Origin of the sequence: Seonamhaeicola aphaedonensis (genome assembly GCF_003386195.1) — a bacterium.
Classification (GTDB): Bacteria; Bacteroidota; Bacteroidia; order Flavobacteriales; family Flavobacteriaceae; genus Seonamhaeicola; species Seonamhaeicola aphaedonensis.
This window is the reverse complement of sequence record NZ_QRDX01000003.1, coordinates 146,815-171,523: the sequence shown is the minus strand read 5'-3', so window position 1 is coordinate 171,523 and position 24,709 is coordinate 146,815. Positions and strand designations below refer to the sequence as shown.

The following is a 24,709-nucleotide window of genomic DNA, read 5'->3' as shown; positions in this document are numbered from 1 at the left end:
GTTAATTTAGTTTATAAAGAATCTCTTCAGCAATTTTTTTTGATGGAGAAAGGTTGTTATCGGATATAATGTTTATAAACCCCAGTTTACATTGATTTTGATTAACAGGATTTAATGAAACGTGATATGATCCGTACTCACTATCCTCTTGTTTAATTTTTGGAAATAATAAGATGCTTTTCTCTGCACCCCAATATAGGTTGTAAGCGAACATTTGCTTTAAGTCTCCATCATCGGGATTGTTTGTGTCCCTGATCTTCCATTTGGTATCAAGTATATATGTGACATCTGAATCATTTTTTGTTTCAACTATTACAATATCAGGTCTAATTGTTTTAGTCCTACCAATACTGGTCCAAAAGTTTTTTTTGTTCTGGAAGGAAACTGAAAAATTATCTGGTTTATGTCTTTGCAAGGTTCTAAATATAAACTCCTCCCATAATATATTCATGTCAAAAAGTAGAGTAAGCATATTATCCTTTCCTGTATTAAGATTAGGAGAATAGTTTAGTATTAGCATTTTGGCAATATCTATTGCTTTTTTATAGGAGTTGCTTTTTCTGTTAAAGCTAAGTTTTTCAAAATGTTGAGATGTGATATTTATTTCTTTAAAATCCATAAACTCATATAAAATTCTATTTAGCTTGTCTCTAAGACTATCCTTAATAAGATTTGAGAGAACCTTTAGGCCCTTAAAGATTATATTGTGGAATAAATGGTCTCTATCATAGATTTGATGTTCGCAATAAAACCTCTCTCCATGAACTAAATTTTTCTGAATATTCTTGGCAAATATGATTTTACCCTTTAGCGCCAACTGATTACTCTGAACACGCTTATATTTCTTTATAAGTCCTTTCTTGATTAAATCTTCAACCTCATTAAGATACATCTCATAATAAATTTCAAGTATTGAATTATATCTCTTTTTTAAAGCAGTTTCGGAAATATTTGCAACATTTATATGTTTACATACCCGTAGCATATTTAAGAGCACTCCTTGCCAAAGATTTGCGTCTGCATTATCATTATTATCAGCTTTAGGAAGAATCTCAACGGTAAGACCACCGATTTGAATCACACCAACATAGTTGTTAAATTGCACGCCCTTATGAATAATGGTAAAATATTTATTTTGATTCTTTTCATTGAATTTGACCATTGCTTCAAAGTGATGTTCCTTAAATGAGGTTTCATCTGTATATCTCAACTTTTGGAATTCAAAAACTTGTATGAAGTTTTTTTTATTCATTCAATTTCTTATTGTTATTATAAATTGAATGAAAAGATTCTGAAGTCCATGAACTGGACTCTGTAAATCGATATATTTTTTTATCTAAAAACAGTTCTTTATCATCATGGCCAAATTTTGCAAAGACTGTCTTGCTTTCTTGTTTGACTTCTTCAATGAAAGCTTCTCCAAGAACCAGCCCTATTTTACCAAAATCACCATAAAAATATTCCTCTAAAAGAGGGATTACTTTATCCTTAAACGTTTTGATCAAATCTTCAATATTTAGAACATTTATAAAGTAGGAATGCCCTATTTTATGATCCTTATCAATAAGCAGTTCTATTCTGTTATTTATTGAGTCCAGAAGTTCTGCCAAATTTATTCCACTACTATTGGATAGCACTATTCCTTTATTAGGATGTGCATCGATTAATGCATTGGAATCCGGTATTACCTCAGCAAAAGAAAACCTTCTTCTTAAAGCCGTATCTAAGGCTTCTACGCTTCTATCAGCAGTATTCATAGTGCCAATTAAATGGAGGTTTAGAGGAACTCCAAATGAGTTTTTAGAATAGGGTAAATCTAATATCAATTCATGCTTTCCGCCTAGCCTTTTATCATCTTCCAATAGTGTAATTAATTCCCCGAAAATTGCAGAGATATTACCCCTATTAATTTCATCGATGAGCAAATAATAGGGTTTAGCCTTTGATAATTTTTGTTGCCTATTTTCTTTCGTATCAGATAAACAGTCATTAAGGTTTTTGTAGCCAGCTAAGAAAGCAGCATTGTCGCATGCAGTTTTGAATAATCCATCTTGTATTGCATAGCTTAAAACTTTACTCTCTGAATCATCATCACTCTGGTTTAGGTCTGGTTTAATACCCTCAATAAAATCTTCATAACTAAAGGATTGATGGAAACTTACCAAGGCATAGTTGTTATCTGATTTTTTTAGAGTAGAACCTCTTTTTGAACTAAGATAAATATCTTCTTTTTCTAATTTGTCTATTAGTGATTCCCATCTTTTACTACCATTTAATCGAGAAAAACTTTGCGTACTGGAGACGTTAAGTAGAGGGGGAGTTTCAAATTGTTTTATCCATCTTACTTCTATTGTTTGAAAAGGGAAGTCTGCGTTCAAAGCTTGGTTATGGTCATAATCATGCAGAGCTTCAGCTATCGCATATAAATTTTTACCTGAAAGAATACAAAAGTAATCTCCTTTGCGGACTTTAGAGAACCTAAACTTCATATCAAAATGATCAATATCCTTATCTATTTTAGATAAATCTCCAAGACTTTTATCGCACCATTCATAACCTAAATAATCTTGTGTCTTTAATTGATCCCATAAATAGGCGGATTGCCCAGGAGCCAAATGCCAAAATATACTTTTGTCATTTACAAAAATTTTTGAATCGTCGGCATTGGCCAAAATAGTTTCTGCTTTATCAATGTATTCAGATATCAACTTATATGTTTTTCCTGTACCTGGAGGACCAAATAAAATTGTGTTTAAAGATTTAGTTTCTTTCATAGTACTTTCTGTTTGGTATTGATCGGCTTGCTCCTCAACCGTGTTATTGTTCCATTGCCAAGCCTCATGTGATAGCTGATAATATGGTTTGTTCGATTTTGACTTTAATTGAGATAAAATACCTTTGTAATCTGAAAATGAATTAAAGTTTGGATCAATATTAAAGACATCATTTAGATATGGTTTTGTTGGCCCATTAATTGGAAAAAAGTTTTCAGGATCGACATAAAATAATACTTCAGTTAATTTAGTATTAGCAATACCTCTTATTTTTAGAGTATCATGAAACAATTCGTCATTCAAAGAATTGTTCATTACAGCATAGAAAAATTTCCACAGCCTATTTATTTCGTCATTTTTTCTTAAATACCTATAGGGAAACACCCAAACTCTTTGCGGGTTAGTCGAAGGTAGCCCTGATTCACCACTAGGAACAAATAAACCTAGTTTTTTGGCAATATTCTGTAAAATTTTTAGTCTCGTTTCTGGACCATATTTATTTATATAACAATAAAATGTGAATGGGTCAATTTCTTCTAGTGGAATAATATTATCTTTTGGATCTTGATCATTGAATAATGTTGATCCTGCAGATTTTAAAATTTCAATAAGTTCTAGTTGGTCTTTTTCTTTATCTAAAAGATATTCAGAAAGTTCTTTATGAGTTCGCACCCAAGAGTAAGGATCTCCTTTAATGCCCCCTTTATTAAATTTCTCATGTAGAAACTTCAAATAATTATTTTTACCCATAATTGCTTTTGGTCTGCCGTTACCCTTTAGTTTATCATATTCAATAAAATCTGGGTTTTTGGTTCGCTCTTTTTTACCAAACGTTATTAATAATTCTTTGATTAGCAGATCAACTTGTGACGTTTTAACCACGAAGAAATTTTGATCAGGGAAATATGAACTAATTTCGTCAAGTCTTTCCAAAATGGAGTTAATAGAACTTCCTAAATATTGATGGTAGGAAATAGGAGCATTTTCTAAAAGCCATTCTGCAAATTCATGTTTTACATTGATTTTATCCATGTGTTGTTTTTTTGTTTCTTTTTAATCTCATAAAAACTATAAATTTTAAACTTCTTGGATAGCTATTAATATTTTTCTTAATTCTGATAGTTCCTGCCTTATTACAAACCTAACAACCCCTAGGTGCTCCTTGTCCTTCGATTTATAATTCTTTAATGCTTCAAATTCTCGTTGGCAATCAGTTAGAAAGTCTGGATCTGAATGCTTAATGTAGTTTTTGTAGGCTCTTTTTATCCTTTCAATCTGAACTTGAATATCTTTCCATTTTTCTCTTCTAGACTTATGTAATTCACTTCTTTGCAGTCCAAATATCTTAACTGACTTCTGGACCATCTTTTCTTCTTTATCTGTAATATCTGGTTTGGGTAATATCTCCCCGTCATCATTATATCCTATTATGGATTCCGGTTTGTCTATACAAGGGTTTATTAATAGTCTAACTTTTTCTTCGTCATCTAAGTCATTGCCATAAGTAGCTCTTTTATCGTCATTTGAAAGAGGGAAATAATCCAATTTTCCGGAAATAAATTTTTCTTCAATGTCACCAATAGGAAATTTTGATTGACTACGCCTAGATAGTGGCTCGGCAAAATGACTTGAAATAGTATTTGTAATAGTTTTTGCTTTGCTAGATTTAAAAAAATCAGGTTCCTTGACTTTATTAATTTTAATCATATTATTTACTCAAACTTCAATTTAGGTAACTCATTAACTATATCAACTGTTTGAACTGAGACGTTTATGATGCTCAATAACAAGTCGAAAATATAGCTTGGGTTGTTGTGTTCTTTGCTCCAGTCGTTAGGATCGTTTTTGATACCTGATTTCTTATCTGTTTTAACTTGATAGCGTTCCATTATCCATTCTATGGCCGATTTTCCATTAACAACATATTCATAAGCTTTGTCTGGAATGTTGGTAATAATTATTTGCCCATTGTATAGAATGGTATGCTTTTGATCTTTCTTTGGAAATTTCATTTTGGTAACTTGGAAATGCTCTTTCTCTGCACCTTTAACCTCAACATTGGGATAAGGTGGCACTGACTCATAATTAATGTGTAAATTTGCTAAAGCTCTTCCAGATTTACTAAATTTCCAGAAGTCATTAGGCTTATCAACCAAAGGAATACGTGGTAGCATTTTTTTAAGATCGTTGGCAAAAGTTTCTCTGTAATCTGGACTATGTAGGATGCCATAAACATAATAGAAAATATCTTCTTTAGTAACGGATTTGCCATATTGTTTATGGGCACGATCTAAAATAAAATTACTCACCCCATCATGCCTTATATATTCGCTTTCGCCTTCTTGGTCAAATAAGCCTGGAGTTTGCTTAATTCGTTCTTCGTAAAAATATAATGGATAACATTGTGCTTTTTCAATCATATCCAAATTAATGACATCCTTACAAATAAGAGTTGAAAATGGCTTTGAAGAACCTATCCCTGTTGCTACAATTACAATATTTTTTGTTGATTCATCTGGAAATAATGAAGGTTGCTGATAAACACACTCATTAAAATCTCTATTGAAGTAAAAATTTTGTTTGACAAAAGGGCGATAATCTCCCGTTATTATTGATTTTAACTCAAAATCCCTCGTTTTAAGAGCTCTTAATGCTTGTTTAAGCGCTCTTGACCAACTAATACTATTTGAATCATTATCAATATAATCTTCAACTTTAGCATCCTTATTTTTCTCTTTTTCAGGTTTAAAAGTTACCAATTGAGAATTATAAAAAGTCACTGTGTTTTTCATGTTCTTAGAAAGCTCTGCTTTAGAAAAATTATATACCCAAGCATCTCTACTTGTAACAACTCCGTTAGAATTAGAATTGAAAAAAACCTGCTTATTATTTTCTTTACTTGCAATTTCAATGAATGTATCAAACAATTCATTTCTTTGATTTATCCAATCACCTTCATCATTAGGCCTAAGATTCTTCCATTCCATTATTGGATTGGATATGGAACCAAAGTCTGAAATAATATTAAGTTTCTCCTCACGTGCTAAATAATTACCTATGTCATGGTATTTAATAAATGCTTTTTCTTTTCTTTTAGCTGGGTTTTTAATCAAAAAGGTTATTGCAATAGGTGTTCGTGAACCAGAACCAAAAATTTTACCGCCTTCTTTTCGAGACAATTCACCAGAAGTTCGTTGGTTTCCTCTTAAATTGAATACATATATAGAATCAAACTCTTTTTCAATTGTTTTTCTAAAACCAGATGTAGCTTTGCCATCTAGCCAAGAGCCATTTGTTACGAAAGCGATAACCCCACCCTCATCATGGGTCAATCTATCCGTACTCCAACGAAAAGCTTTAATATAAGCATCATATAATGCTTTATTCATTGTAGTATTTGATTCTCGTACATATGTTGAAGCAATTTTAGAATCCAATATTTTATATTCTTGATTTTTTGCATCATCATTTTCAGACTTCTGACCAACTGAATAAGGGGGATTTCCAACAATCACACGAATGGGGCCTTTTTTCTGTATTTCTAATCGTTCAGAGTTTTGCGGGAACATTTCAGAAAAGATTACAGAATCTTTAGTTTCTCCTAATTGAAAGGTGTCGGTTAAGACTATGCCGTCAAAGGGCTTATAATCATCTTCGTTGCCCACAATATCATGATAAGCATTTTCAATATTAACATCCGCAATGTAGTAGGCCAATAATACTATTTCGTTGGCATGTAGTTCGCTTTCATATTTTCTTGGAAGATCCTCTTTTTTAATCAATCCTGATTGAATCAAACGAGTAATAAAAGTCCCTGTTCCGGTAAACGGATCTAATACATGGACATTTTCATCAGAAATGCTTTGACCAAATTCATCTTTCAGAACGTCATTAACCGAATGCAAAATAAAATCAACAACCTCAACTGGAGTGTAAACAATACCCAGCTGATCACGCATTTTAGGAAAGGCATTTGAGAAGAATTTATCGTAAAGTTCTAAAATGATGCTTTGCTTTGCTTCAGCATTGTCTATTCCTGAAGCACGCATCCTTACAGAATCATAAAACCTGTTTAACTCCTTAGTATCCTTTTCAATAGCACCTTCTTCCAATAAAGTAACCATCCTTTGCATTGATTGAGAAATGGTATTGTTCTCCACAAATGAATAGCCTGCAAATAATGCTTCAAAAACAGGCTTCGTTATCATGTGTTGGGATAACATCTGCACTGCATCATCTTGGGTTATACTAGAGTTAATATTTGATTGTAAGCCTTTCAAGAAAGCTTCAAAAGCATCTTTATGCTCGGTCTTTTCTTCAATAAGATAATTGACTCTTTCTACTAATCTTGTGGCAATTTCACCTACATTTTGAGCCCATTGTTCCCAATAGCGTCGATCTCCAACCTTTTTAACCAAACGTGCGTAAAGGACATTTTGTAAAGCTTCAAATTGAAAGGTGAATTGTTCATTCAGTCTTTCTGTTTTATAACCATCTTCATTTTCATTGACCCAATTGCCTTCTTCATCGAAAGAATAGTCCGGACGACCAATTAGAATTTGATCTGGACGTTTTCTGTTGAGGTCTATTTTATTTATAGTAGCATTAAAACGATCATCATGCGCACGTAGTGCATTCAGTACTGTCCAAACAACAGCATAGCGCTTATTATCATCTAATGCCTTATCTGGTTCAACATCAGAAGGTACTAATACAGGAATAATAATGTATCCGTATTTTTTACCTTCAGAACGTCTCATGACTCGTCCAACGGATTGTACCACATCTACTTCTGAATTTCTAGCAGATAGAAACATCACGGCATCCAATGAAGGCACATCGACACCTTCACTCAAACAACGCACATTCGTTAAGATTCGGGTATCCTTACTGTCCTCCTTTAACCAAGTAAGAAGTTCTTCTCTCTCTGTGGCAGACATGGTGCCATCTATATGTTTTGCTTCGGTACTGATACGTTGGTATTGTTCTTCTTCTGGTAAGGATTCAATATATTCGTTTGAAACCGTATTAAAATAATTAGCGATGGTTGTGGATGCCGTAGCGGCTGAATAAGCAGTTGGGTTAATTCGGGAACAAAAAGCTACGGCACGTTTCATTGGTCCAGGATCAACCTCTCGAAGCTTACCATCATCACCAATCATTTGTTTTGCCAAAGCATTAATGCAACCAATTAACTTAGAAGCATCATCGGCATTGATTTCCTGTTCTTGATCTGAGATCATTTTTTGAACAGAAGGTGGCACGTCTTTATCACTGAGTGTAAGGATAAGTACTTTGTAATCTGTTAGTAAATTCTTTTCAACAGCTTCTCCAAATCCAATACGATATATCTCTTCCCCATAAATATCCTCATCATCCATAGAGCAGAGATACACATCTTCTTGTGCGGCTTTGTCCTTGGCTTTTGGGTCATACAGTCTTGGTGTAGCCGTCATATAAAGACGCTTCTTGCCTTTTATAAAATCATTTCTATGGACTTTCACAAATGCAGATTCATCTTCATCACTAAGCGTTACACCAGTAGTTCTATGGGCTTCATCACAAATGATCAAATCGAACATGGAAGCCTCTCCAACTTCTTTTTGAAGGGCATTTTGAGCATTGGCGATGACATCGATAGATTGATAGGTAGAGAATACCACCGTCATACCACCTTTATCATGGGTTTTATAATACTTGAATTGCTTAACGATGTTATCGATATCCGTAGAAGCCGGTAAGGCTAAATCCACCACACTTGCAAAACCAGCATCTTCACCTTTCTTCTTTTTTTGGGTAATGTCTGGTTGTGAGCAAATACAAATAGGGTTAATGGGGTTTATAGCTTGTGCTGTCCATTCGTTTAATGTCTGTCCAATTAACGCAATAGAAGGCACTAAAAAAAGAATCAGTCCTTTGCTATTAGTTTCATGTTCTGCAATTCTTAAAGCGGTAAAGGTTTTACCAGTACCACATGCCATGATAAGTTTCCCTCTATCAAATTCTTTAAAATGGTCATGGGTTGCTTGCAATGCCGTTCCTTGATGAGGTCTTGTAGCGTATTTTACTGTTTGTGCAGATTTTCCAGAAATACCTTCATCCAACTTATCCCATTGCACAGGTGCTTCCTCTAAAGCAAATAAACCTAGTCGTGTTAAAGGAATGTTTTGATTTAGTATAACTTGTTCAGCATTCGAGGACCATCTTTTACCAGTAGTATCTATCCAAAGGCGATGTTTAAAACTAACGGTTTGTAAATTTTCATTTTTAAACTGTCTGCTAGACGTTGAAAGGAAACTATCGACTGCTTTTTTATCTATTATCGTACCTTCAGCATAGCATTTACATTGAACGGCCCAATAATCGCCTTCATTGGTCAATGCTACGATGTCGATTCCCGTATCAGTGCCTCCTAAATTTTTTCTGCCTGGAAATTCATTCCATAACCAGACTTTTTGGAATTTATTCGCATATTTGGGGTCTGTTTGCAAATAGGCTGCCATAAGACGCTCGAACTTATTGCCTTTATCATGTTCTGAAAAAGCGTAGTCTCGATATTTTTTAAGTAGGGATTTAAACGTGGTCATTTATAATCTGTAGGTGTATTAATTTAAATTTTTTAATTTCTGGTAAATCCTAACCATAGCCTCGGTATCTAATTCACAATAGGCTAGAAGGTCTTTTTTTACCGTTTCTGTATCTTCAAAGGATTCAGGTTCCAACATTAATCTACCCCATGTGTCTAATGCCATAGTTCCGTTTTGAATTTCAAGATTTTTATACGATAGCTCTGGTTCCAAAACAGGCAATACATTTTTTATTGAGGTTCGACCTAAGAACCTATAATCTACATAAGCTGTATAGAATAGTTTCTCCAAGTCAAACATATGACTATTTATGTATTCTAAATATGATTTATGTTCTGGAAATAAACTTGCCATTTCCTCATTTCGCTTTTTTTCAAAGGGAGCATACCAAGAAACAAAAGTTCCGGTGCTTCCTGTAAATTGTTCCATGCCCTCAATTAACTTTTTGGGCAGTTCCATTTTATCAGCCAAATATTCAAAATGAGAAATCATTCCATCTTCTGCTAATGTATGAATAGATACTTGAAATGTTAGATGTTGATGCGGTCTCATGCCATCAACTTTGGGAATAGCTGTTGGAAAGGTTTCGTAATCTATAAAATGAAGTGGAAACTTTAAACTATTCAGTGTTTCATTAATTACATCTTTTTGAATTAATGGTTTTTTTTGGATATTAGAAACGACCTGAAGTTGTTGTTTTTCACTAAGTACAAAATCAGAAGGAATATCCTTAATATTTAAAACTCCTAAATCGCGTAACTCGATTATTTTTTTAGCCCGTATTCCGTTTATTTCATAAATACTATGCTGTCGGACCTCTGGGTTAAAATATTTAAAGGCGTCGCAATGATTGTTTCTGGTATTTTCAATGCATGAGCAGTTTGATGAGGTATCAATTTGTTTTGTAAGAAAGTTTAAAGCAGCATTAATTTCATTAACCGTTTCGGAATAGATTTCATCTAATTTATCGGTTACATCTTTAATCTCTAATAATTCATTGGGATTGATCTCTCCATTCTTTACATATTCCTTATTCAAATGAATAATAAATACTTTTGAGATATTATAACCACATTCCGTCATCACGTACTTCTGAAAACAAGCATCTTTTAGGTGATTGTGTTTTTTATCGGTATGAATGGAGGTAGATGATTTAACCTCATAAATATTGTATGAGCCATCTTGATTCTTTTCAAGAATATCTATAACTGCCAAAGCACCTTTAGCCGTTTCAAAAGCCGGTTGAAAAAAGTGTGAGTGGTTTTCAGATAATTTGGCTTTGGTTTTCTCGGGTGAGACAAATGATTCTAGCTTCAATCCTTCCGGAAACAAATCTTGGGCATAAGCTTCAACTTCATAACCCTCGGTTACTAATTTTTCAAGAAACAATGAAAATTCCCCATTGGGATAGTTTTCCGGTTTGTTTTTTAATAGCCACAATGATTCAGGGCATTGCAAATACTGTATAAAATTGGTTTTTGTTAGTTGCATTAATAAACTACTACATAATAATTTTTGCCAGCTATTTTTATAAAATGAGAGAGAGTTTAAATATACCCATTTATGAGAAAAAAGTATAAGAAAAATCACAAAAAAGACATGAGAAGTGTATTTTTGTTTAGCTCAAATCTGAATTTGTTATTGGATTATGTCTATTGAATTAACCTATGCACTTCATAAGAAGGAACTTGTTCATATTAGTCAGGTTGTTTCTGGAAAAGCCTGTAACTGTGTTTGTCCATATTGTAAGTCGGCTTTAGTTGCCAGAAAGGGTAAAATTAAACAGCATCATTTCGCCCATTATCATGCTGAAGAATGTGAAGGGGCCTATGAATCCATGCTGCATTTATTAGCAAAGGAGATTATTGAAGCAGAAAAACGTTTTGTAATTCCCGCTTTGAAAGTTTATGATCATCAACATCGAATTAGTGTTGTTCTGACCAAGAGTTGTGAAGTAGAAGTTGATTCTGTTGAGTTAGAAGTTTCTTTTGGGAACTTTAGACCAGATATTGTTTTAAATATTGGCAATAAAAAAGTTTTTGTAGAAATAGCTGTTACGCATTTTGTTGATGATGAAAAACTTGAAAAGTTAAAAAATTTTGGAGTCTCGACGATTGAAATAGATTTATCTAAACTGGAACCAAACTTTGATAAAACTACTTTAAGGGATAAGCTCATAGAGTCTGTGGATTTGAAAAAATGGATTTATAGCAACCAAGAGGCTTTTTTGAAAGAGAGATATGATAAGAGACAGGAAAGGTTAAGGAAAGCCCAAAAAGCCCAAGAAGATTACGAAAAAGCCTTATATGAATATAAAGTTGGTGAGTCGAGACGTAAAGGCTTTAAAATTCTAAAAACTAATTATGACGATGTCATATGCTGCCCAAAAATCATGAAATCAAAATTGCAGGATATTCATGCAGAGCATATGATTTTTAATAAATTAAAAAGATGTGTTACATGGGATGGTATGTTAAGCAAGACACGAAGTGGAGCTGATTACACAATTATTAACGATGTTAAATGGTTTTTTTCTCCATCAAATGAGAGTGAAGAATTTCTTCCTTCGCACAAACAAAAAGAGATTCAACGTACTTGGGCTATTTTGAATGAACTAAGAAGAGAGGTGTTTGTAGATCCTTTTGATTGTAAAAAGTGTCCTTATTTTGATTGTTATATAAATGAGCCTGTTGAGGTTTCTTGTGGGTTTAGGTAGTCTAATTGTTAAATACACCTAATTAATTAAGGGACATATTTATTTGCTAATGTTCCTGCTCCGTATAAGAGCTTAAATAAAATTCCAGCGCCAACAATTACATTAATTACCGGTATCATCATTAACCCTGCAATTATTGTGAATTTAGCCACTTTCATTCCGGTCAGTTTGATGAATTTTATTTTTAAAGTATTAAAAGAAATTTTATTGTCTCTATATAGTTTGAATAAATAAAATGAGGAAACAGCAATGGAGATTGCCGGTAACGTTGGAATGTAATCCCAAAGTTCGTCATTTTCATCCAATTCAATTAGCTTATCTAAAAAATCATGAACATCCGTGGTTAATTCTTCATTGGATATGCCACTGGTTTCTAAATTCATTTTTTCAGCTAGTTCTTCTGTAACAAGAATTTCTCCTTCGGGATGATTGTCTATCCAATCTTGAACATAAGAAGGATTATCAGTTGCTTTTAATTGGATCTCTGTTACTTCTCCAGTGTTATTATCGGTCAAAAGAATATCTGTATTTTGGTGATTGGTGTCTCCAAACATGGCGGCTGTAACGCTATCTCCATCATTGTTTTCCATTTCAACGAATTGGATTTCGTGTAAAATTCCTTTAACATTATTACTCAAACCTAAAAGCTGGGTTTCGTCTAAATCTTGAAGGTGTTCGCTTATTTCTTCTGTTGTTTGATTTTCTAATTCTGGGTTAGCTCGTTTAAGAGCTTGTAGAATATATGTTTCTTCTTCACTTAAAGCATCAAAGTTTTGGTAAGCAATTTTTGCCAATGTTGAAACAATTAAAAGATTGTCAAATTCTTTTTTTATGTATTTAATTGTTGGCATTATAATTTGTCCTTTTTTCTCTTGATTTCATCCTTATGCTCTTTTGACTTTTGCTTTCCTTCCGCCTTTGCTTTTTTGAAGATATCTTTCATCATTTCAGGATCTATTTTTTGTCCTTTTACCTTTCTTTCAAAGTAGTAATCCATCACTTTTCCCATGCCGTAAGTAAGTCCGAAAACGAGTGGAATTGTGGTTACGCCCGAAATAAATGGTAGAACTGTTTTATAAGCTCCAATAACTAATTGTTGAGATAAAAAACCTAATCCCACTAGACCTGCAAGCTCTTTAAAAATTTCCTTTGCCCCAGCTTCAGATATATTAAACCCTCTGATATCTGCAATTTTCTTGCCCATATATGCTTGGATAGGTGTCAACACAAATATATCCGCAAAAGGTATGGGCTGTACTGCAATCGCTGCGCAAGTGGTTCCAAATACGGTACAAATACGAGTTACTTTTTGGTCGTCAGTCATATCCGTACGGTTTTCAATATCCGTAACTTCCTTTTTGATATTTTCTTTTGCTTTGTCTATAATTTCCATTGGATGTGAAATATTTATGTAAATACCTAATAAATATATACAATCACAGCTTTAAGTAAATACTGGGGTTGCAGAATCTTCATTGTGTGTTACCTTATCATTTTGGAAAAGTCTGCGACCAATTGCCATCCTCAAAATAGGTTAGTTTAACCTTTTTTATATAACTGCCAATATCACTTATCAATCCTCGATTGCACATATCTTGAAAAGTCATGGTTTCACCATTTGTGCTTACTACTTGAAGAGGTGTTGCAGAGCAAATAATTGATATATAGGAACATCCGTCAATCTTTGGGTTTTCAAATGCTTCTTGTGGAGAAAAATCGGATGAAACCACCCCAACGACATCTTTAGTTCCATAAAAATCTCCGTTAAATTTAAATACTGGTCCACCGCTTGCTCCAGCTTCAATAGGAATATTAGTTTGATAAACTGGCGCATTTACTAAGGCTCCATTTGATTTTACTTCTGTAATAATTCCTTGTTTTGCAACAAGATCTCTTGTTGTTCCAGATGTCTTAAATGAAGTCAGGACTATTTTATCACCTACATTAAGAATATCGGAATTAATCTGAAAAACAGCTGTTTTTTTCTTTAAATGGCTAGTGTCCAAGATTAATAAAGCCATATCTAATGGAGGTCTAAGACAAATTCCTATTACATTGCATTTAACCACCTCTTTCCCCTCTGCAATTAGACACCATAGATCATCGGTTTCATTAATCCAATTATCTATCATTTTATATGGTTTGTTACTTGATCCGGGCAAATAGGAGAGGCTTCTTGCATCTTTTCTTTCTGAATAGTGAGAAGATTTTTTGAAAGCAAATTCAATAACATGAGCTGCAGTAAGCATCATAGTATGGTTGTCAGAAGCAAAAATTGGAAAAGCTGTGCCAATAACCATTCCTCCTCCTTCCTTAGGCCTTGAAGCAACTGTTACTAAGTCACTAAGAGCATTCTCTATTTCTTTTTCGGTAGTGTACTGTAATTGATTCCAAGGCATTGCATTGAGCTTTAATTTATTCAGACATAACAGATTTCTTGTTATTCCACCCTAATAGGAAAAAACAAATCTTTTCTACTAACGCATCTAATTTAATAAAACGAAATGAAAATCCTACGTTGAGGACCTAATCCTAGAAAGAATTAATATGGTTATTTTTTTATTCATTAAACCTTAAATTTCCTACTTCAACCTCATCTTCTTCTTTATCCAATCTAACAACAATAGTTTCCTTTTGCTCATTGGGTTTGGCATAGTTTGTAAACAGGGTTACTTTAAGAATTGTTGGCCCTGATATTTTTTGAACGTTATCTGAATAATAATCCACCATAACCTCATAATTACCTTTGATTGCCTTTTTAAGAGAAAAAGATTCCGGGCCATAGCCTTCCATTAAATCTTCGGACATTCTACCACCAATTTTAGTTTCAGAGTTACTGTAGTACGCTTTTTCTCCATTGGGGTCGGTTACCCATAAATCAATATCGGTGTCGTTATGATTCCAGTCAATAACGACTCTAACATCTAGGGGCATATCAGTAAATTCTTTTTGTTGTTCCTCACTTAAATTAAGCTTATGCTGGTATTTGGAAACCAGACGTGTTAGTTCCGTAAAGGCTACATGTTCAATGCCATAAAAGCGTTCATCTTCATCCTTTTCCAATAAGTCACCGTTGTATAATTTATATAGTAAGTCAAAGCTTTTTTTAGGGCTTCCTGTGTATTCATATGCCAATGCTAGATCTCTATACGATTGTGGTTCTTCCGGTCTTAATTCAAGGACCTTTTCATAAACAATAGTAGCCAATTGGTGTTGCTTAAAATACTCTAATTTGTATGCAAGCGCTCGCATTAATTCATGGTTATGAAGCTCTACCTCAATGAGGTTGCTTATAATCCTAATAGCCAGTTCAGGTGATTTTCGTTGATCAAAGAAGTCGGCAACATCCAGAAAGAATGAAGGACTATTGCTATATTGATTTCGTAAGTTTAAGTACACATTGTATGCAGACTCCACTGTTGCTTCTTTTTCTAAAATGTGAATATATGGCGTGTCTGGATTCCATGGCTTTAATTCAATCTTTTCGGCTATTTCCTCGTTTAATTTTTCAATGGCATCTTGATTTTTATCCTTACCGTCTTTGGTTACAATAAGAATAAGGCCATTACTCGCCCTTGACCCATATAATGCTGTGGCGGCATCATCTTTTAGTGTTTGCATAGATTCTATGTCCTCTGGTTTTAATTTAGCTAATGGATTGGTTTCTGATACAACTCCATCAACAATAAAAAGAGGGGAGTTATTTGCTATGGAAGTATTGCCTCTAATACTAACAGTAGAACCATCCCCTGGAGTTCCAGCATTAGTGGTTATCTGCACTCCGGAAACACGTCCAGCTAAAGCCTGTGTAACCACTGTTGTAACTGCAGCTGTTACATAGGATTTCTTTTGCACACCATACCCCATTACAACAACCTCTTCGAGCATGGAAGCATCTTCTTCAAGATTAATACGAATATTGCTATGGGTACCTACAGTAACGCTTTTTGGAGTAAATCCTAAAAATGAAAATTCCAATTCATCATTTACTTCTGCATTAATTGCAAAGTAACCATCAAAATCTGTTTGGGCACCTCTTGAAGTTCCCTTTACATAGATGTTTGTTCCCGGTAATGGTTGCCCTGATGTATCTAGAACTTGACCGCTAACTATTCTCTTTGTGGAATCAATATGGGTACGATTCCTTGTTTGATTAACTGGAATGGTAGTTTGAGTTCTGGGTGATGCTTCCTGTGTATTCTGGGTTGTATTAGTATTGCTTTGTTCTGCACTTTGTGTAATCTTTTTGACTTTCTTAGATTTTAATGGAAATTTTGTTTTATACCAGTTTAAAATATCCTGATACTCTTCAAATAGATCTGCTCTTCTTTCCTGTATTTCTTCTTTTCTTTCAGCTTCGATGTCATCTAACTCTTTAATACGCTGTTTGTATTCTCGCTTCAATTCTTGCGGAGGCTCTATTCTATAGCGTACATAATCTTCCAGTCTATCCAATATTAGCATAGAAGTATAATCTGAAATCAGATGGTGTTGTTTAGCATGTTTAATGATACGGTCCTTATTTTCTTTTTTATTTGTGTTTAGGTCTTTAAGTTTTTGTTTAGCCCATAGCCGTTTCACCAATTTAGAGCTTTCGGCTGATCCAATATAAATAGGGATCTTCTGTGTAACTTTTCCGCCATATCCAAATAGGAGCTCTAAAGTTGTGTTTTGTGAAAACCTTCCAGTAAGGCTAAAATTATTGGTAATGTTTGTTTTTTTATTGGGGTAAACCTCGGAGACAAATTTGTTAGCTGTAATGCCCAAAAACTGAAACGTTTCCTGTTTTAAAAGTTCTAGGGCTCTCTGATGATCAAGTCTCACCAAGTTAATGTAATTGCCTCCTGAATTAGTTGCAATGGTATTAAGGTTGCTATGGTTAGCTGAAACTACTGAATTGATAGTGTAAATAGCTCCTTTGTTAATGTTTGAAAAGGATCCTAAATTTGATAATCCGTCGGTAAACAAAAGAATTTCATCGGTGCTAACATCTAAGTTTTGAAAACTATTAAATGCTGTTCCACCATCATGGGTAATGTTATTAATGTGTTCTTTTAAAGTATGCCATTTCCCATTTTTAATTTTAAACATGGTGTTGGAATGAACGGCATTACTAAAGCTTACTAAGTTAATATTGACATTTTGCAAGTAGCTTATATAATTCCCTAAAAGCTTTAATTCCTCCTCTAACTTACGATTACGCATGGAGTAGGAGGCATCCCAAAGTATTGTAATGTCTTTTGGTTTGTCTTTTAATTTTAGATTGGGAGTAAGTGTTTTATTTATATAGAAATAATCACTGTGGGATAGTACACTTTCCTGACCTGACTTATTGGGAATTTCAATAATTATAGGTTTATTAGGAAGGGAGTGCTTTTCTTCAAAATTAGCTCTGTAGGTTTGATCTTTTTTTCTAAAGTAGAGCTTATTATAAGCATTGTTTTCCATTCTTGGTAAATGATCGGTATATGCGTCTATAGCCAATGAAAACTGATCTATGGTCTCATTTATACCTAATGGCAATTCATAAATAAGCTTTTCATTTGATGAGAACAACTCCTGCTCATAGGTTATAACAAGATGCTTATATGATTTTGGTAGAATGGGATAGACTCTGGCTTTGTAATTGTTGCCTTCGGTTTTTTCTAATAACCCTGGGTCTATATTTTGTCTTACGGTATTTTCATAAGCTACTCTTGCTAGTTCTTTTTCTACGATTACGGCCTCACGTAGTTTTCCATTGACGTCCATAGCAAAGCGTGAAACGGTTTGTCCTTCACCTAAAGGAAATACCAGTTCGCCTTCTAATGTTCTATTCAGTCCATTATAAAACTTCATGTCGTATGTTGTAGTTGCGTAATTACCAGTGATATTAACAGCAACATTCAAATGTGACAGCTTTAGTTTTCCAGAGTCTTTTAAAACGACTTGTGGTGCATTTTGAGAAAATGAATATAAACAGATAAGGAACAGAAGATAGCGTAAAAGTGGTTTCATGGTGGTGTTGATTTATTTGAAGTAAAGCTCATTATTAAACTTCAAATAATAAAGAGGCAATTAGTGAAAGGCACTTTTGGATGAGTGAACTATATCGAGCATTTAAATACTGAATATAGCATTAAAAATATTCAAAAGGGAAAAGGTTTATTTAATGTAAGTGTATAGGATTTTCAAAATAGCAGAATGTTTTATCTCTTATATTTTAAAGATTTTACTTCTTTAATTGATGCATCTAAATCACTTTTTTTGATGATATGGCGTCTGCCTATTTTTGAAGCTGGTAATACACCTTTCTTAATGTAGTTATAGACTGTTAGCTTAGAACAATCAAGTAGTTTGGAAACCTCATCAACCGAATAGTTTTCTTGTTCATTTACTCGATTAAGAATTTTTTCCAATTCAATTTTTAAATCAGCAATGATTAAATCTTTTAATTCATTTGGGGTGATGTTGTGTAATAAAATTGATTTTTCCATATGTGTCTAATTTAGAAATCGCCCTCATCCTGGAAGCTATAGTAACCATTTTTAGCCGTAATGATTAAATTGTCTAAATAATTAATCTCATGAAAATTGGCAATCTTTTTTACTTTTTTGTGTAGAGCTAAATCCTGATTGCTAGGTCGAAGCTTTCCGCTAGGGTGATTATGAACCGATATAAATCCTGTGGCAGCACTTTTTAGAATAACACCAAACATGATTTTCAAGTCAACAGGTGTACATGTAATTCCTCCCTTAGAGAGCGCATAGAGTCCCAGAGGTTCATTTGAGTTGTTTAGAAGCAAAATTTTGAATTCCTCTTGGAGTTCTAATGTTCCTTTGTCCCAAGATTCTAATAGCACTTCATATGCTTTTTGACTGCATGTGATTTTAGTATTAGATTTTAATTTTCTTGGGGTGTAATTCACTTTAATTTCTGCAATTGAATGTTTCATGATTTTAAAGCATTAAAAAAGGGCAGCACGTTAATGCTACCCTTTGGTTAATAAATGTATTTTAGTTGCGGTTTATGTCATAGTAAAGTTGTATTAATTATCATATTTCCATAATTCAAATTCTTCCCAAAAGTTTTTAGCCTCCTTGTTTCCATTTTCATAAGCTTTTCTTATCCAATGAGCCGACAGACTTTTGTTTACTTCGGTTCCTTCCCCTCGGAAATACATTAATCCCAAGTTGAATTGTGAGGCCATATAGTTTCTTTCTGCATTATATTTGAAAAGTTCAAAAGCTTTTTCTTTATCTATTAATATGCCATCACCATTATAGTACATAGTAGCGAGATTGTGTTGTGCTATCTTACAACCCTTATTAGCACTTTTTCTATACCAATAAATGGCTTTCTTTTTATCAGTTAATGTGCCATGCCCATATTGATACATTAACCCTAAATTGTTTTCCCCCAAATAATAACCATGTGAGGCACTTTTATCAAACCAATAAAAAGCTTTATTATAATCTTTTTGAACCACCTCACCTCTATAATAGATTTGGCCAAGAGCATTTTGTGCCTCATAATTATCCTTATTTGCACTTTTGTTAAATAGTTTTAGTGCTTTTTCTTTATCCTGATACACACCTTCACCATAATAATGCATCCAGCCTAATGCCAATTGGGCATCTGCATTGCCTTGTTCAGCACTTTTAGTATACCAATGTAAAGCATCTTCATGGTTTTTGGCAGTGTACCTTCCATTGTGATATATTTTTGCCAAAGCAAGTAAAAATTCCGGGTCCCCATTTTCTAAATTAGACTTAACAGAGTATTTTGAGTCATGGATATTTTTCGAGTGTATTGACTTGATGTATAAAAAGCTTAATATTTTTGGGTGATTAATTAAGTGATCAATAATAAATTCTCCTTTGTACACCATGGGATCGCTGAAATCCCCTCTGCCTTTATAGATTAATTCGTAATGCTTATTTTCAAGAATATCAAAAAGAGTAAACGTGTATAAAAAACCATGACCTGCCATTGGGCCAGCTGTAGCTCCCATTGTGAAGTGTTCAAAATAAAGGTAAATTGAGTTTTCATTATATAATACAGATATATCACCCACAATACTTTTGTCCTTTATTATGATTTCAGAACTAATTTTTCTGGGATCCAAAATTGTGATTGATAACGTTTCGTCATTATACCATGTAGATTCCTTTACAGAGGATTGCTTTACATTGAATTTGTAGTTTTGAAAATTAAAATGGAAAGTTTTAACAGAAATTGAATCGGGGATATATGCAATTGTATTCACTTCTTTGTGAATCTCTTTTAGGCTAAGACTATAACTTGATTTTTGGCTTTGGGAAAAACCAATCTTTATAGTAATAATAAACAAAATAATTAGGAGGTGTTTCATTATAATATGTATTTATGGCAATAGTTTAAATTGAATAATTGCCTTGTTAAAGATAATAATAATGTGGCATCAGTGCCACACTATAATTTAAACCTACTAACGACCTTTATTTCCGTGAGTAATACGGAAGAAGATTTAGAGTTTATCGTTAGTTTTGGATTTAATTTAAGAAGGCTTCGTCAGCGTAAAGGGATGAGTATGGAAGATCTTGCTTATAAATCTGAAATGGAATACTCGCAAATTAGCAGAATAGAAAGGGGCATTATTAATACAAAAATCAGTACAGCCAACAAATTAGCAATTGCTTTAGAAATTCCGGTTAAGGAATTGTTTGATTTTGATAATAACTCAAAAACAATTAAATGTTAACTTATTAATTTTTGTCTTTTGTAACTAAGTAACCAACTAAAACATAAAAAATCCAAAATCAAATTTCAAGAAAAGATTTTGGATATTGTTGTTACAAAGTTACATCTCAAAAGTTTTGAGGCTAAGGCATTATAGGAGGGGGTGGTGGCAAATTCTCGTTTATGTTAATTATGTCATTTTCAAAAAAACTTCGTTCAATGATATATGGTTTGCCAATTTTTTGGTTCTGTAATCCATATCTTATTGTATTCTTATGATTGTTAAAACCGAATTCATCCGTTAACACTTTTCTTATTTCAGTACTGTCGACTTTAGGATTGTTGTTGAACCAAGCTTCTTTAATTTCCTTCAAGGTATATAGGACATGAAGCCTGTTTTTTGAATTGGTATTGAACTCATTAGCAAATATTTCATACAGCTCGTGATATAACCTGCTTTTGCTTTCATCCTTAACTTTTGAGAGAAAATCATTTTGCAGTTCATCTTTTGTAAAAAGTTGTCTTGATCTATTCCAATTCAGTTTAGGAAGGCTGTTTAAAGAAAATACAAATGCGGGAGTCTCATTTATTATATCATCGAGTATATTGAAGTTGGTGATTTTTGGTTTAGTCAATTTTCTAATGAAATATCTAATTTCTTCTTCCTCAATTTTAATAAAAGTTCTTTCATTGTTTGAAGCCATAATAATTTTTCCAAAAAAAGGGCTCGTATAGGTTTGCACATATTTAGGGTTAACAGTAATAGTTTTTTGCGTTGATAGAGCTTTTATAGATTCCATCAATTTTGGATTGTCGATAAAAGTTTCCTCAATTGCAATTATATTGGCTCTTGCAATAATTGCATTATGATTACTCAATAAATGCTTGGAATCAATTATTATCATATTACTTCCAAACAAGCTTGTAAGCCAATCTATGAATGTGGATTTACCTGTTTCCCTCTCTTTTGAAACTAATACCAATATAGGAAGCGTTTTATCTGGGTTTTGATATAGCGCTTGGATATATTGCAATCCAATATGATATTGTTCACCAAATACATGTTCCAAGAAGATTTTGGTCCACTTCCAATCACCTTCTAAGGGTTTGTGGGTAAAAGGTTGATAAAGATTATAGCAATCACTAATTACCTCTTTGTAATTAATATTATCCGGGACTAAAATGAAGTCTTTGTACTTTTTGATTTGCTTTACTAATTCTTGTCCAAAATCAGATATTAGTTCACTTTTCTTTCTAACCTTCAGTTCTTGTCTTATTATTCCATATCTGTCAGTTTTGTAAATCTTTTCAAAATAGTCGTGTCCTACTCTCATAAAATTTTTAATAGGACTATGTTCATATTCAAAGAATTGTGGATTATTTTTATTAACTTTAACCTGATCGTTGGAGCGATTATTAGGGTTGTGTGTATTTGTATTCATGGCCCTATTATATTTTAATTAAAGCATTTTCAATGGCCTCTTCTGTGTAGAATACACGATTACCTAAATAAACGGCTTCAATTTGTCCATCTTTAGTAAGTCGCCAGAGTGTGGATAAAGCAATCCTCAATCGCTTTGAAGTTTCCTTTCTTGTGAGTAATCTTGAAGCAGGATTAGGATTGGTTTTTGAAATTGTTAGCTGCTTAACAATATCTGAAACGATTTCGTTTTTAAAATTTTCGGGGTCAATAGTAAATATTAATTGTTTCATTTTGATTCAGTTTTTTATTCTTCTGTATCAAAATTAAAACCAACATGATCTATTTAGAATAATATAAAATGGACAGTCCATTAAAGTCCATTATTGAGATTCTTCAGTCGAAAATGTCTTTTATTTTTTTCTTTATAGTATTGAAGAGGATCTTGTCCTTCTCATAATAGGTGAGTTTGCCATCTGGAGTTGTATCAATATGATTATAAATACTTGTGAATTTTTCTTCTTTTAGATGTATTTTTCCTATAAAATCGTACCATGCTCTAAATAAATTTTTTTGCTGTCCAGGTTCAATGATTAAAATATTTAAATCGATTAAGGCCAATATTAAAATAGCATAACTTACATAGCTTTCTCTGTATGCAAAGTGCTTTCTAAGATGATCTAATTTTTCATTTTTATTTGTAACATGGTTGAAATATTCTTCAAAAGCAGGGTAGTTCTTAGTCCCTAAATGGTTATCAAATACGTAAAGCACTTCATAAAGTCTTTCCAATGAGTAAAACTCAAATTCAAAGAATAGCTTTTCAACATCGTATGGATTATCATCTGTCCGCGCTATTCCTAAATATGGAATAGGAAGGTTGTTTTCTTTTAGATAGCTAACTCTTTTATTGATATCCTCAATTGAGTATTTCTTGGCTTCCTTTTCTTTCTCTGAGTTTAAATAAAGGTCTAATTCTATTTGAATTTTTCTAATAGAATTATTGTTAAATGATGTCAGATGAACAAGAAGCCTATTTAAAACGTTTAATGTTTCAATTTTTTTACCTCTTAGACTTTGAAAAAATTTAATGTGACTATCAGACATTAATTATGCTCTTTTAAGTTTTGTTTCTTTCTTTGCCTTTTCGGCATCCTCTTTCATTTTAGCAAAGTTTTCGGCTGCTTTTATACTCAAATAAAAATTGTCCTTATCAATGTATCTATAGAAGCTTTTTTCAGTGTCATGACCTGTGATCTCCATGATCATCGGTGTTGTCCAGCCTTCTAATCCATAAAAGTTACTTGCAAACGAGCGCCTGCAGCTATGGTTCTGAATTAACTTATATTTTGGGTAGATTCCTATTTTGCCATTGAATCGACCTCTTACCTTTTCATTAATTTCAGCTATTTCACAAACCTTTTTCATTAATGCAGATAATAATGATCTGTGGCTTTGTTCATTATCGGAAAAATTAGGAGGGAAGTTGTTATCATATTTTTTTAATACATCTTCGACATGATGATGTACGGGAATAAAAACTTGCTTGCCAGTTTTATATTGCTTTAATGAAATGTATTTAATGCCCTTTTCTGTTACGATCATATTCTTTTTCATGCGATACATATCTGAAACTCTTTGTGCCGTATAACAACCAATGATTAGCCAGTCTTTAGCTATTTCTAACCGTTTGTTTGGCATTTCTTTTTCAATGATTTTATCTATTTCATCAAAGGTTAAAAAGGTCACTATGGTTTCATCTTCAAAACCTCTAATGAGTCTGTATTTTGAGTTAACCTTTAAACCACTTATTTCAGCCTCTTTTATGAGTTTTTTAAGCCGTTTTATATATCCACCTTTGGTATTTACCGACAGCCCCATTTCATCTGTTAAATAGTTTAAAAATGAGTCAGCGAAATTATCATCAACCATATTAACTTTAAATTTCTTTTTAGAGAAATCTTGAAAGTCAGATATTTTATTTACTATGTTTTGATATTTATTAATTGTTTTAATAGAGTACTTTTTTCGCACTCCGTTTTTTTGATAAGTTCTGTTAGGAAGACTATCTACAAATGACTGCCCAAAAGGAACGAGTAATTCCTTGTCTGTTGGTACGGATTCATTAAACTCATCGAGTATAATTTCTTTTACCCATTGACTTGATATATCTGTAGTGCTTTTTGTTTGATTTTTTTCAACTTCTGATATTTCGTTTTCAAGTCTTTCTTCTAATCTTAACAAAGAGTTATATAATTTCTTATTAGATATTTCATTCTTTCTTGGTAATCCAGATTTTGGATTCCATTTTGTAGCATCTTTAATTGTAAGCGTTGTTGATAGTCTAAAATCTTGTCCACGTTTAATAGTTACACGAACATAAACCTTAGACTTTCCTGTTTTCAAATACGGGTAGAACTTAATTGTTGCCATATTCTTTTGTATTTATGTAAAGTTAATTTTTATCCAACGGTTTATCCAACCAAATGGAAATTATTTGAAATCCTGTGAA

18 protein-coding genes are annotated in these 24,709 nt (G+C 32.9%); 2 read left to right on the top strand and 16 right to left on the bottom strand.

Annotation, left to right across the window (positions count from 1 at the left end):
• Nucleotide 1: 1 nt before the first annotated feature.
• Genes DFQ02_RS06480 through DFQ02_RS06460 form a run of 5 tightly spaced genes read right to left on the bottom strand, consistent with a single transcriptional unit; the run spans nt 2 to nt 10,852 of the window.
• Entirely contained in the window at nt 2-1,252 is a 1,251-nt protein-coding gene (locus DFQ02_RS06480; RefSeq protein ID WP_116040187.1) for an McrC family protein, read from the bottom strand.
• Nucleotides 1,245-3,806: an AAA family ATPase gene (locus tag DFQ02_RS06475; RefSeq protein WP_116040186.1), complete on the bottom strand. Its 2,562-nt coding sequence runs from the start codon at nt 3,804-3,806 to the stop codon at nt 1,245-1,247. The genes DFQ02_RS06480 and DFQ02_RS06475 overlap by 8 nt, the downstream gene beginning before the upstream one ends.
• 45 nt (nt 3,807-3,851) lie before the next feature.
• Nucleotides 3,852-4,481: a hypothetical protein gene (locus DFQ02_RS06470; protein WP_116040185.1), complete on the bottom strand. Its 630-nt coding sequence runs from the start codon at nt 4,479-4,481 to the stop codon at nt 3,852-3,854.
• 5 nt (nt 4,482-4,486) lie between these two features.
• Nucleotides 4,487-9,361: a DEAD/DEAH box helicase gene (locus DFQ02_RS06465; protein WP_116040184.1), complete on the bottom strand. Its 4,875-nt coding sequence runs from the start codon at nt 9,359-9,361 to the stop codon at nt 4,487-4,489.
• Nucleotides 9,362-9,379: 18 nt separating this feature from the next.
• A complete protein-coding gene (locus tag DFQ02_RS06460; RefSeq protein WP_116040183.1) occupies nt 9,380-10,852 on the bottom strand; it encodes a DUF2779 domain-containing protein in 1,473 nt (490 codons plus the stop codon).
• Between the two features lie 157 nt (nt 10,853-11,009).
• Here DFQ02_RS06460 and DFQ02_RS06455 point away from each other — a divergent pair, with 157 nt between their 5' ends.
• Nucleotides 11,010-12,077, top strand: a complete 1,068-nt coding sequence (locus DFQ02_RS06455) for a competence protein CoiA family protein (RefSeq protein ID WP_116040182.1) — start codon at nt 11,010-11,012, stop codon at nt 12,075-12,077.
• A 26-nt stretch (nt 12,078-12,103) separates the two neighbouring features.
• Here DFQ02_RS06455 and DFQ02_RS06450 read toward each other — a convergent pair whose 3' ends face one another.
• The 7 genes from DFQ02_RS06450 to DFQ02_RS06420 form a co-directional block, all read right to left on the bottom strand.
• Nucleotides 12,104-12,928, bottom strand: a complete 825-nt coding sequence (locus DFQ02_RS06450) for a hypothetical protein (RefSeq protein ID WP_116040181.1) — start codon at nt 12,926-12,928, stop codon at nt 12,104-12,106.
• Nucleotides 12,928-13,470, bottom strand: a complete 543-nt coding sequence (locus DFQ02_RS06445; RefSeq protein ID WP_116040180.1) for a YcjF family protein — start codon at nt 13,468-13,470, stop codon at nt 12,928-12,930. The genes DFQ02_RS06450 and DFQ02_RS06445 overlap by 1 nt, the downstream gene beginning before the upstream one ends.
• A 97-nt stretch (nt 13,471-13,567) precedes the next feature.
• Nucleotides 13,568-14,476, bottom strand: a complete 909-nt coding sequence (locus DFQ02_RS06440; RefSeq protein ID WP_116040179.1) for a trypsin-like peptidase domain-containing protein — start codon at nt 14,474-14,476, stop codon at nt 13,568-13,570.
• A 160-nt stretch (nt 14,477-14,636) separates the two neighbouring features.
• Nucleotides 14,637-18,074, bottom strand: coding sequence for a VIT domain-containing protein (locus DFQ02_RS06435; RefSeq protein ID WP_116040178.1), 3,438 nt, complete (start codon nt 18,072-18,074; stop codon nt 14,637-14,639).
• Between the two features lie 191 nt (nt 18,075-18,265).
• On the bottom strand, nt 18,266-18,553 hold the full coding sequence (locus DFQ02_RS06430) for a helix-turn-helix domain-containing protein (protein ID WP_116040177.1): 288 nt from the start codon (nt 18,551-18,553) through the stop codon (nt 18,266-18,268).
• Between the two features lie 11 nt (nt 18,554-18,564).
• On the bottom strand, nt 18,565-19,011 hold the full coding sequence (locus DFQ02_RS06425; RefSeq protein ID WP_181896365.1) for a JAB domain-containing protein: 447 nt from the start codon (nt 19,009-19,011) through the stop codon (nt 18,565-18,567).
• 93 nt (nt 19,012-19,104) lie between these two features.
• Nucleotides 19,105-20,430, bottom strand: a complete 1,326-nt coding sequence (locus DFQ02_RS06420) for a tetratricopeptide repeat protein (protein ID WP_116040175.1) — start codon at nt 20,428-20,430, stop codon at nt 19,105-19,107.
• A 30-nt stretch (nt 20,431-20,460) separates the two neighbouring features.
• On the opposite strand from DFQ02_RS06420, the gene DFQ02_RS15250 reads away from it, so the two are divergent.
• Complete coding sequence (locus DFQ02_RS15250; protein WP_220340227.1) at nt 20,461-20,799, top strand: helix-turn-helix domain-containing protein; 339 nt, start codon at nt 20,461-20,463, stop codon at nt 20,797-20,799.
• 121 nt (nt 20,800-20,920) lie between these two features.
• Here DFQ02_RS15250 and DFQ02_RS06410 read toward each other — a convergent pair whose 3' ends face one another.
• From DFQ02_RS06410 to DFQ02_RS06395, 4 genes are all read right to left on the bottom strand, one after another.
• Nucleotides 20,921-22,219, bottom strand: coding sequence for a primase-helicase family protein (locus tag DFQ02_RS06410; protein ID WP_116040174.1), 1,299 nt, complete (start codon nt 22,217-22,219; stop codon nt 20,921-20,923).
• Between the two features lie 7 nt (nt 22,220-22,226).
• Nucleotides 22,227-22,490 carry a helix-turn-helix transcriptional regulator gene (locus DFQ02_RS06405; RefSeq protein WP_116040173.1) on the bottom strand — a complete coding sequence of 88 codons (264 nt, stop codon included), beginning with the start codon at nt 22,488-22,490 and terminating at the stop codon, nt 22,227-22,229.
• Nucleotides 22,491-22,593: 103 nt separating this feature from the next.
• On the bottom strand, nt 22,594-23,304 hold the full coding sequence (locus tag DFQ02_RS06400) for a hypothetical protein (RefSeq protein WP_116040172.1): 711 nt from the start codon (nt 23,302-23,304) through the stop codon (nt 22,594-22,596).
• Between the two features lie 3 nt (nt 23,305-23,307).
• A complete protein-coding gene (locus tag DFQ02_RS06395) occupies nt 23,308-24,630 on the bottom strand; it encodes a tyrosine-type recombinase/integrase (protein WP_116040171.1) in 1,323 nt (440 codons plus the stop codon).
• Nucleotides 24,631-24,709 lie beyond the last annotated feature (79 nt).

Bases quoted from the DNA above. Each gene is read 5' to 3' on its own strand.
- DFQ02_RS06395 (WP_116040171.1), bottom strand. From the start codon at position 24,630: ATGGCAACAATTAAGTTCTACCCGTATTTGAAAACAGGAAAGTCTAAG.
- DFQ02_RS06445 (WP_116040180.1), bottom strand. From the start codon at position 13,470: ATGGAAATTATAGACAAAGCAAAAGAAAATATCAAAAAGGAAGTTACG.
- DFQ02_RS06425 (WP_181896365.1), bottom strand. From the start codon at position 19,011: ATGAAACATTCAATTGCAGAAATTAAAGTGAATTACACCCCAAGAAAA.
- DFQ02_RS06455 (WP_116040182.1), top strand. From the start codon at position 11,010: ATGTCTATTGAATTAACCTATGCACTTCATAAGAAGGAACTTGTTCAT.
- DFQ02_RS06400 (WP_116040172.1), bottom strand. From the start codon at position 23,304: ATGTCTGATAGTCACATTAAATTTTTTCAAAGTCTAAGAGGTAAAAAA.
- DFQ02_RS06430 (WP_116040177.1), bottom strand. From the start codon at position 18,553: ATGGAAAAATCAATTTTATTACACAACATCACCCCAAATGAATTAAAA.
- DFQ02_RS06470 (WP_116040185.1), bottom strand. From the start codon at position 4,481: ATGATTAAAATTAATAAAGTCAAGGAACCTGATTTTTTTAAATCTAGC.
- DFQ02_RS06475 (WP_116040186.1), bottom strand. From the start codon at position 3,806: ATGGATAAAATCAATGTAAAACATGAATTTGCAGAATGGCTTTTAGAA.
- DFQ02_RS06435 (WP_116040178.1), bottom strand. From the start codon at position 18,074: ATGAAACCACTTTTACGCTATCTTCTGTTCCTTATCTGTTTATATTCA.
- DFQ02_RS06460 (WP_116040183.1), bottom strand. From the start codon at position 10,852: ATGCAACTAACAAAAACCAATTTTATACAGTATTTGCAATGCCCTGAA.
- DFQ02_RS06465 (WP_116040184.1), bottom strand. From the start codon at position 9,361: ATGACCACGTTTAAATCCCTACTTAAAAAATATCGAGACTACGCTTTT.
- DFQ02_RS06480 (WP_116040187.1), bottom strand. From the start codon at position 1,252: ATGAATAAAAAAAACTTCATACAAGTTTTTGAATTCCAAAAGTTGAGA.
- DFQ02_RS06405 (WP_116040173.1), bottom strand. From the start codon at position 22,490: ATGAAACAATTAATATTTACTATTGACCCCGAAAATTTTAAAAACGAA.
- DFQ02_RS06450 (WP_116040181.1), bottom strand. From the start codon at position 12,928: ATGCCAACAATTAAATACATAAAAAAAGAATTTGACAATCTTTTAATT.
- DFQ02_RS06440 (WP_116040179.1), bottom strand. From the start codon at position 14,476: ATGCCTTGGAATCAATTACAGTACACTACCGAAAAAGAAATAGAGAAT.
- DFQ02_RS06420 (WP_116040175.1), bottom strand. From the start codon at position 20,430: ATGAAACACCTCCTAATTATTTTGTTTATTATTACTATAAAGATTGGT.
- DFQ02_RS06410 (WP_116040174.1), bottom strand. From the start codon at position 22,219: ATGAATACAAATACACACAACCCTAATAATCGCTCCAACGATCAGGTT.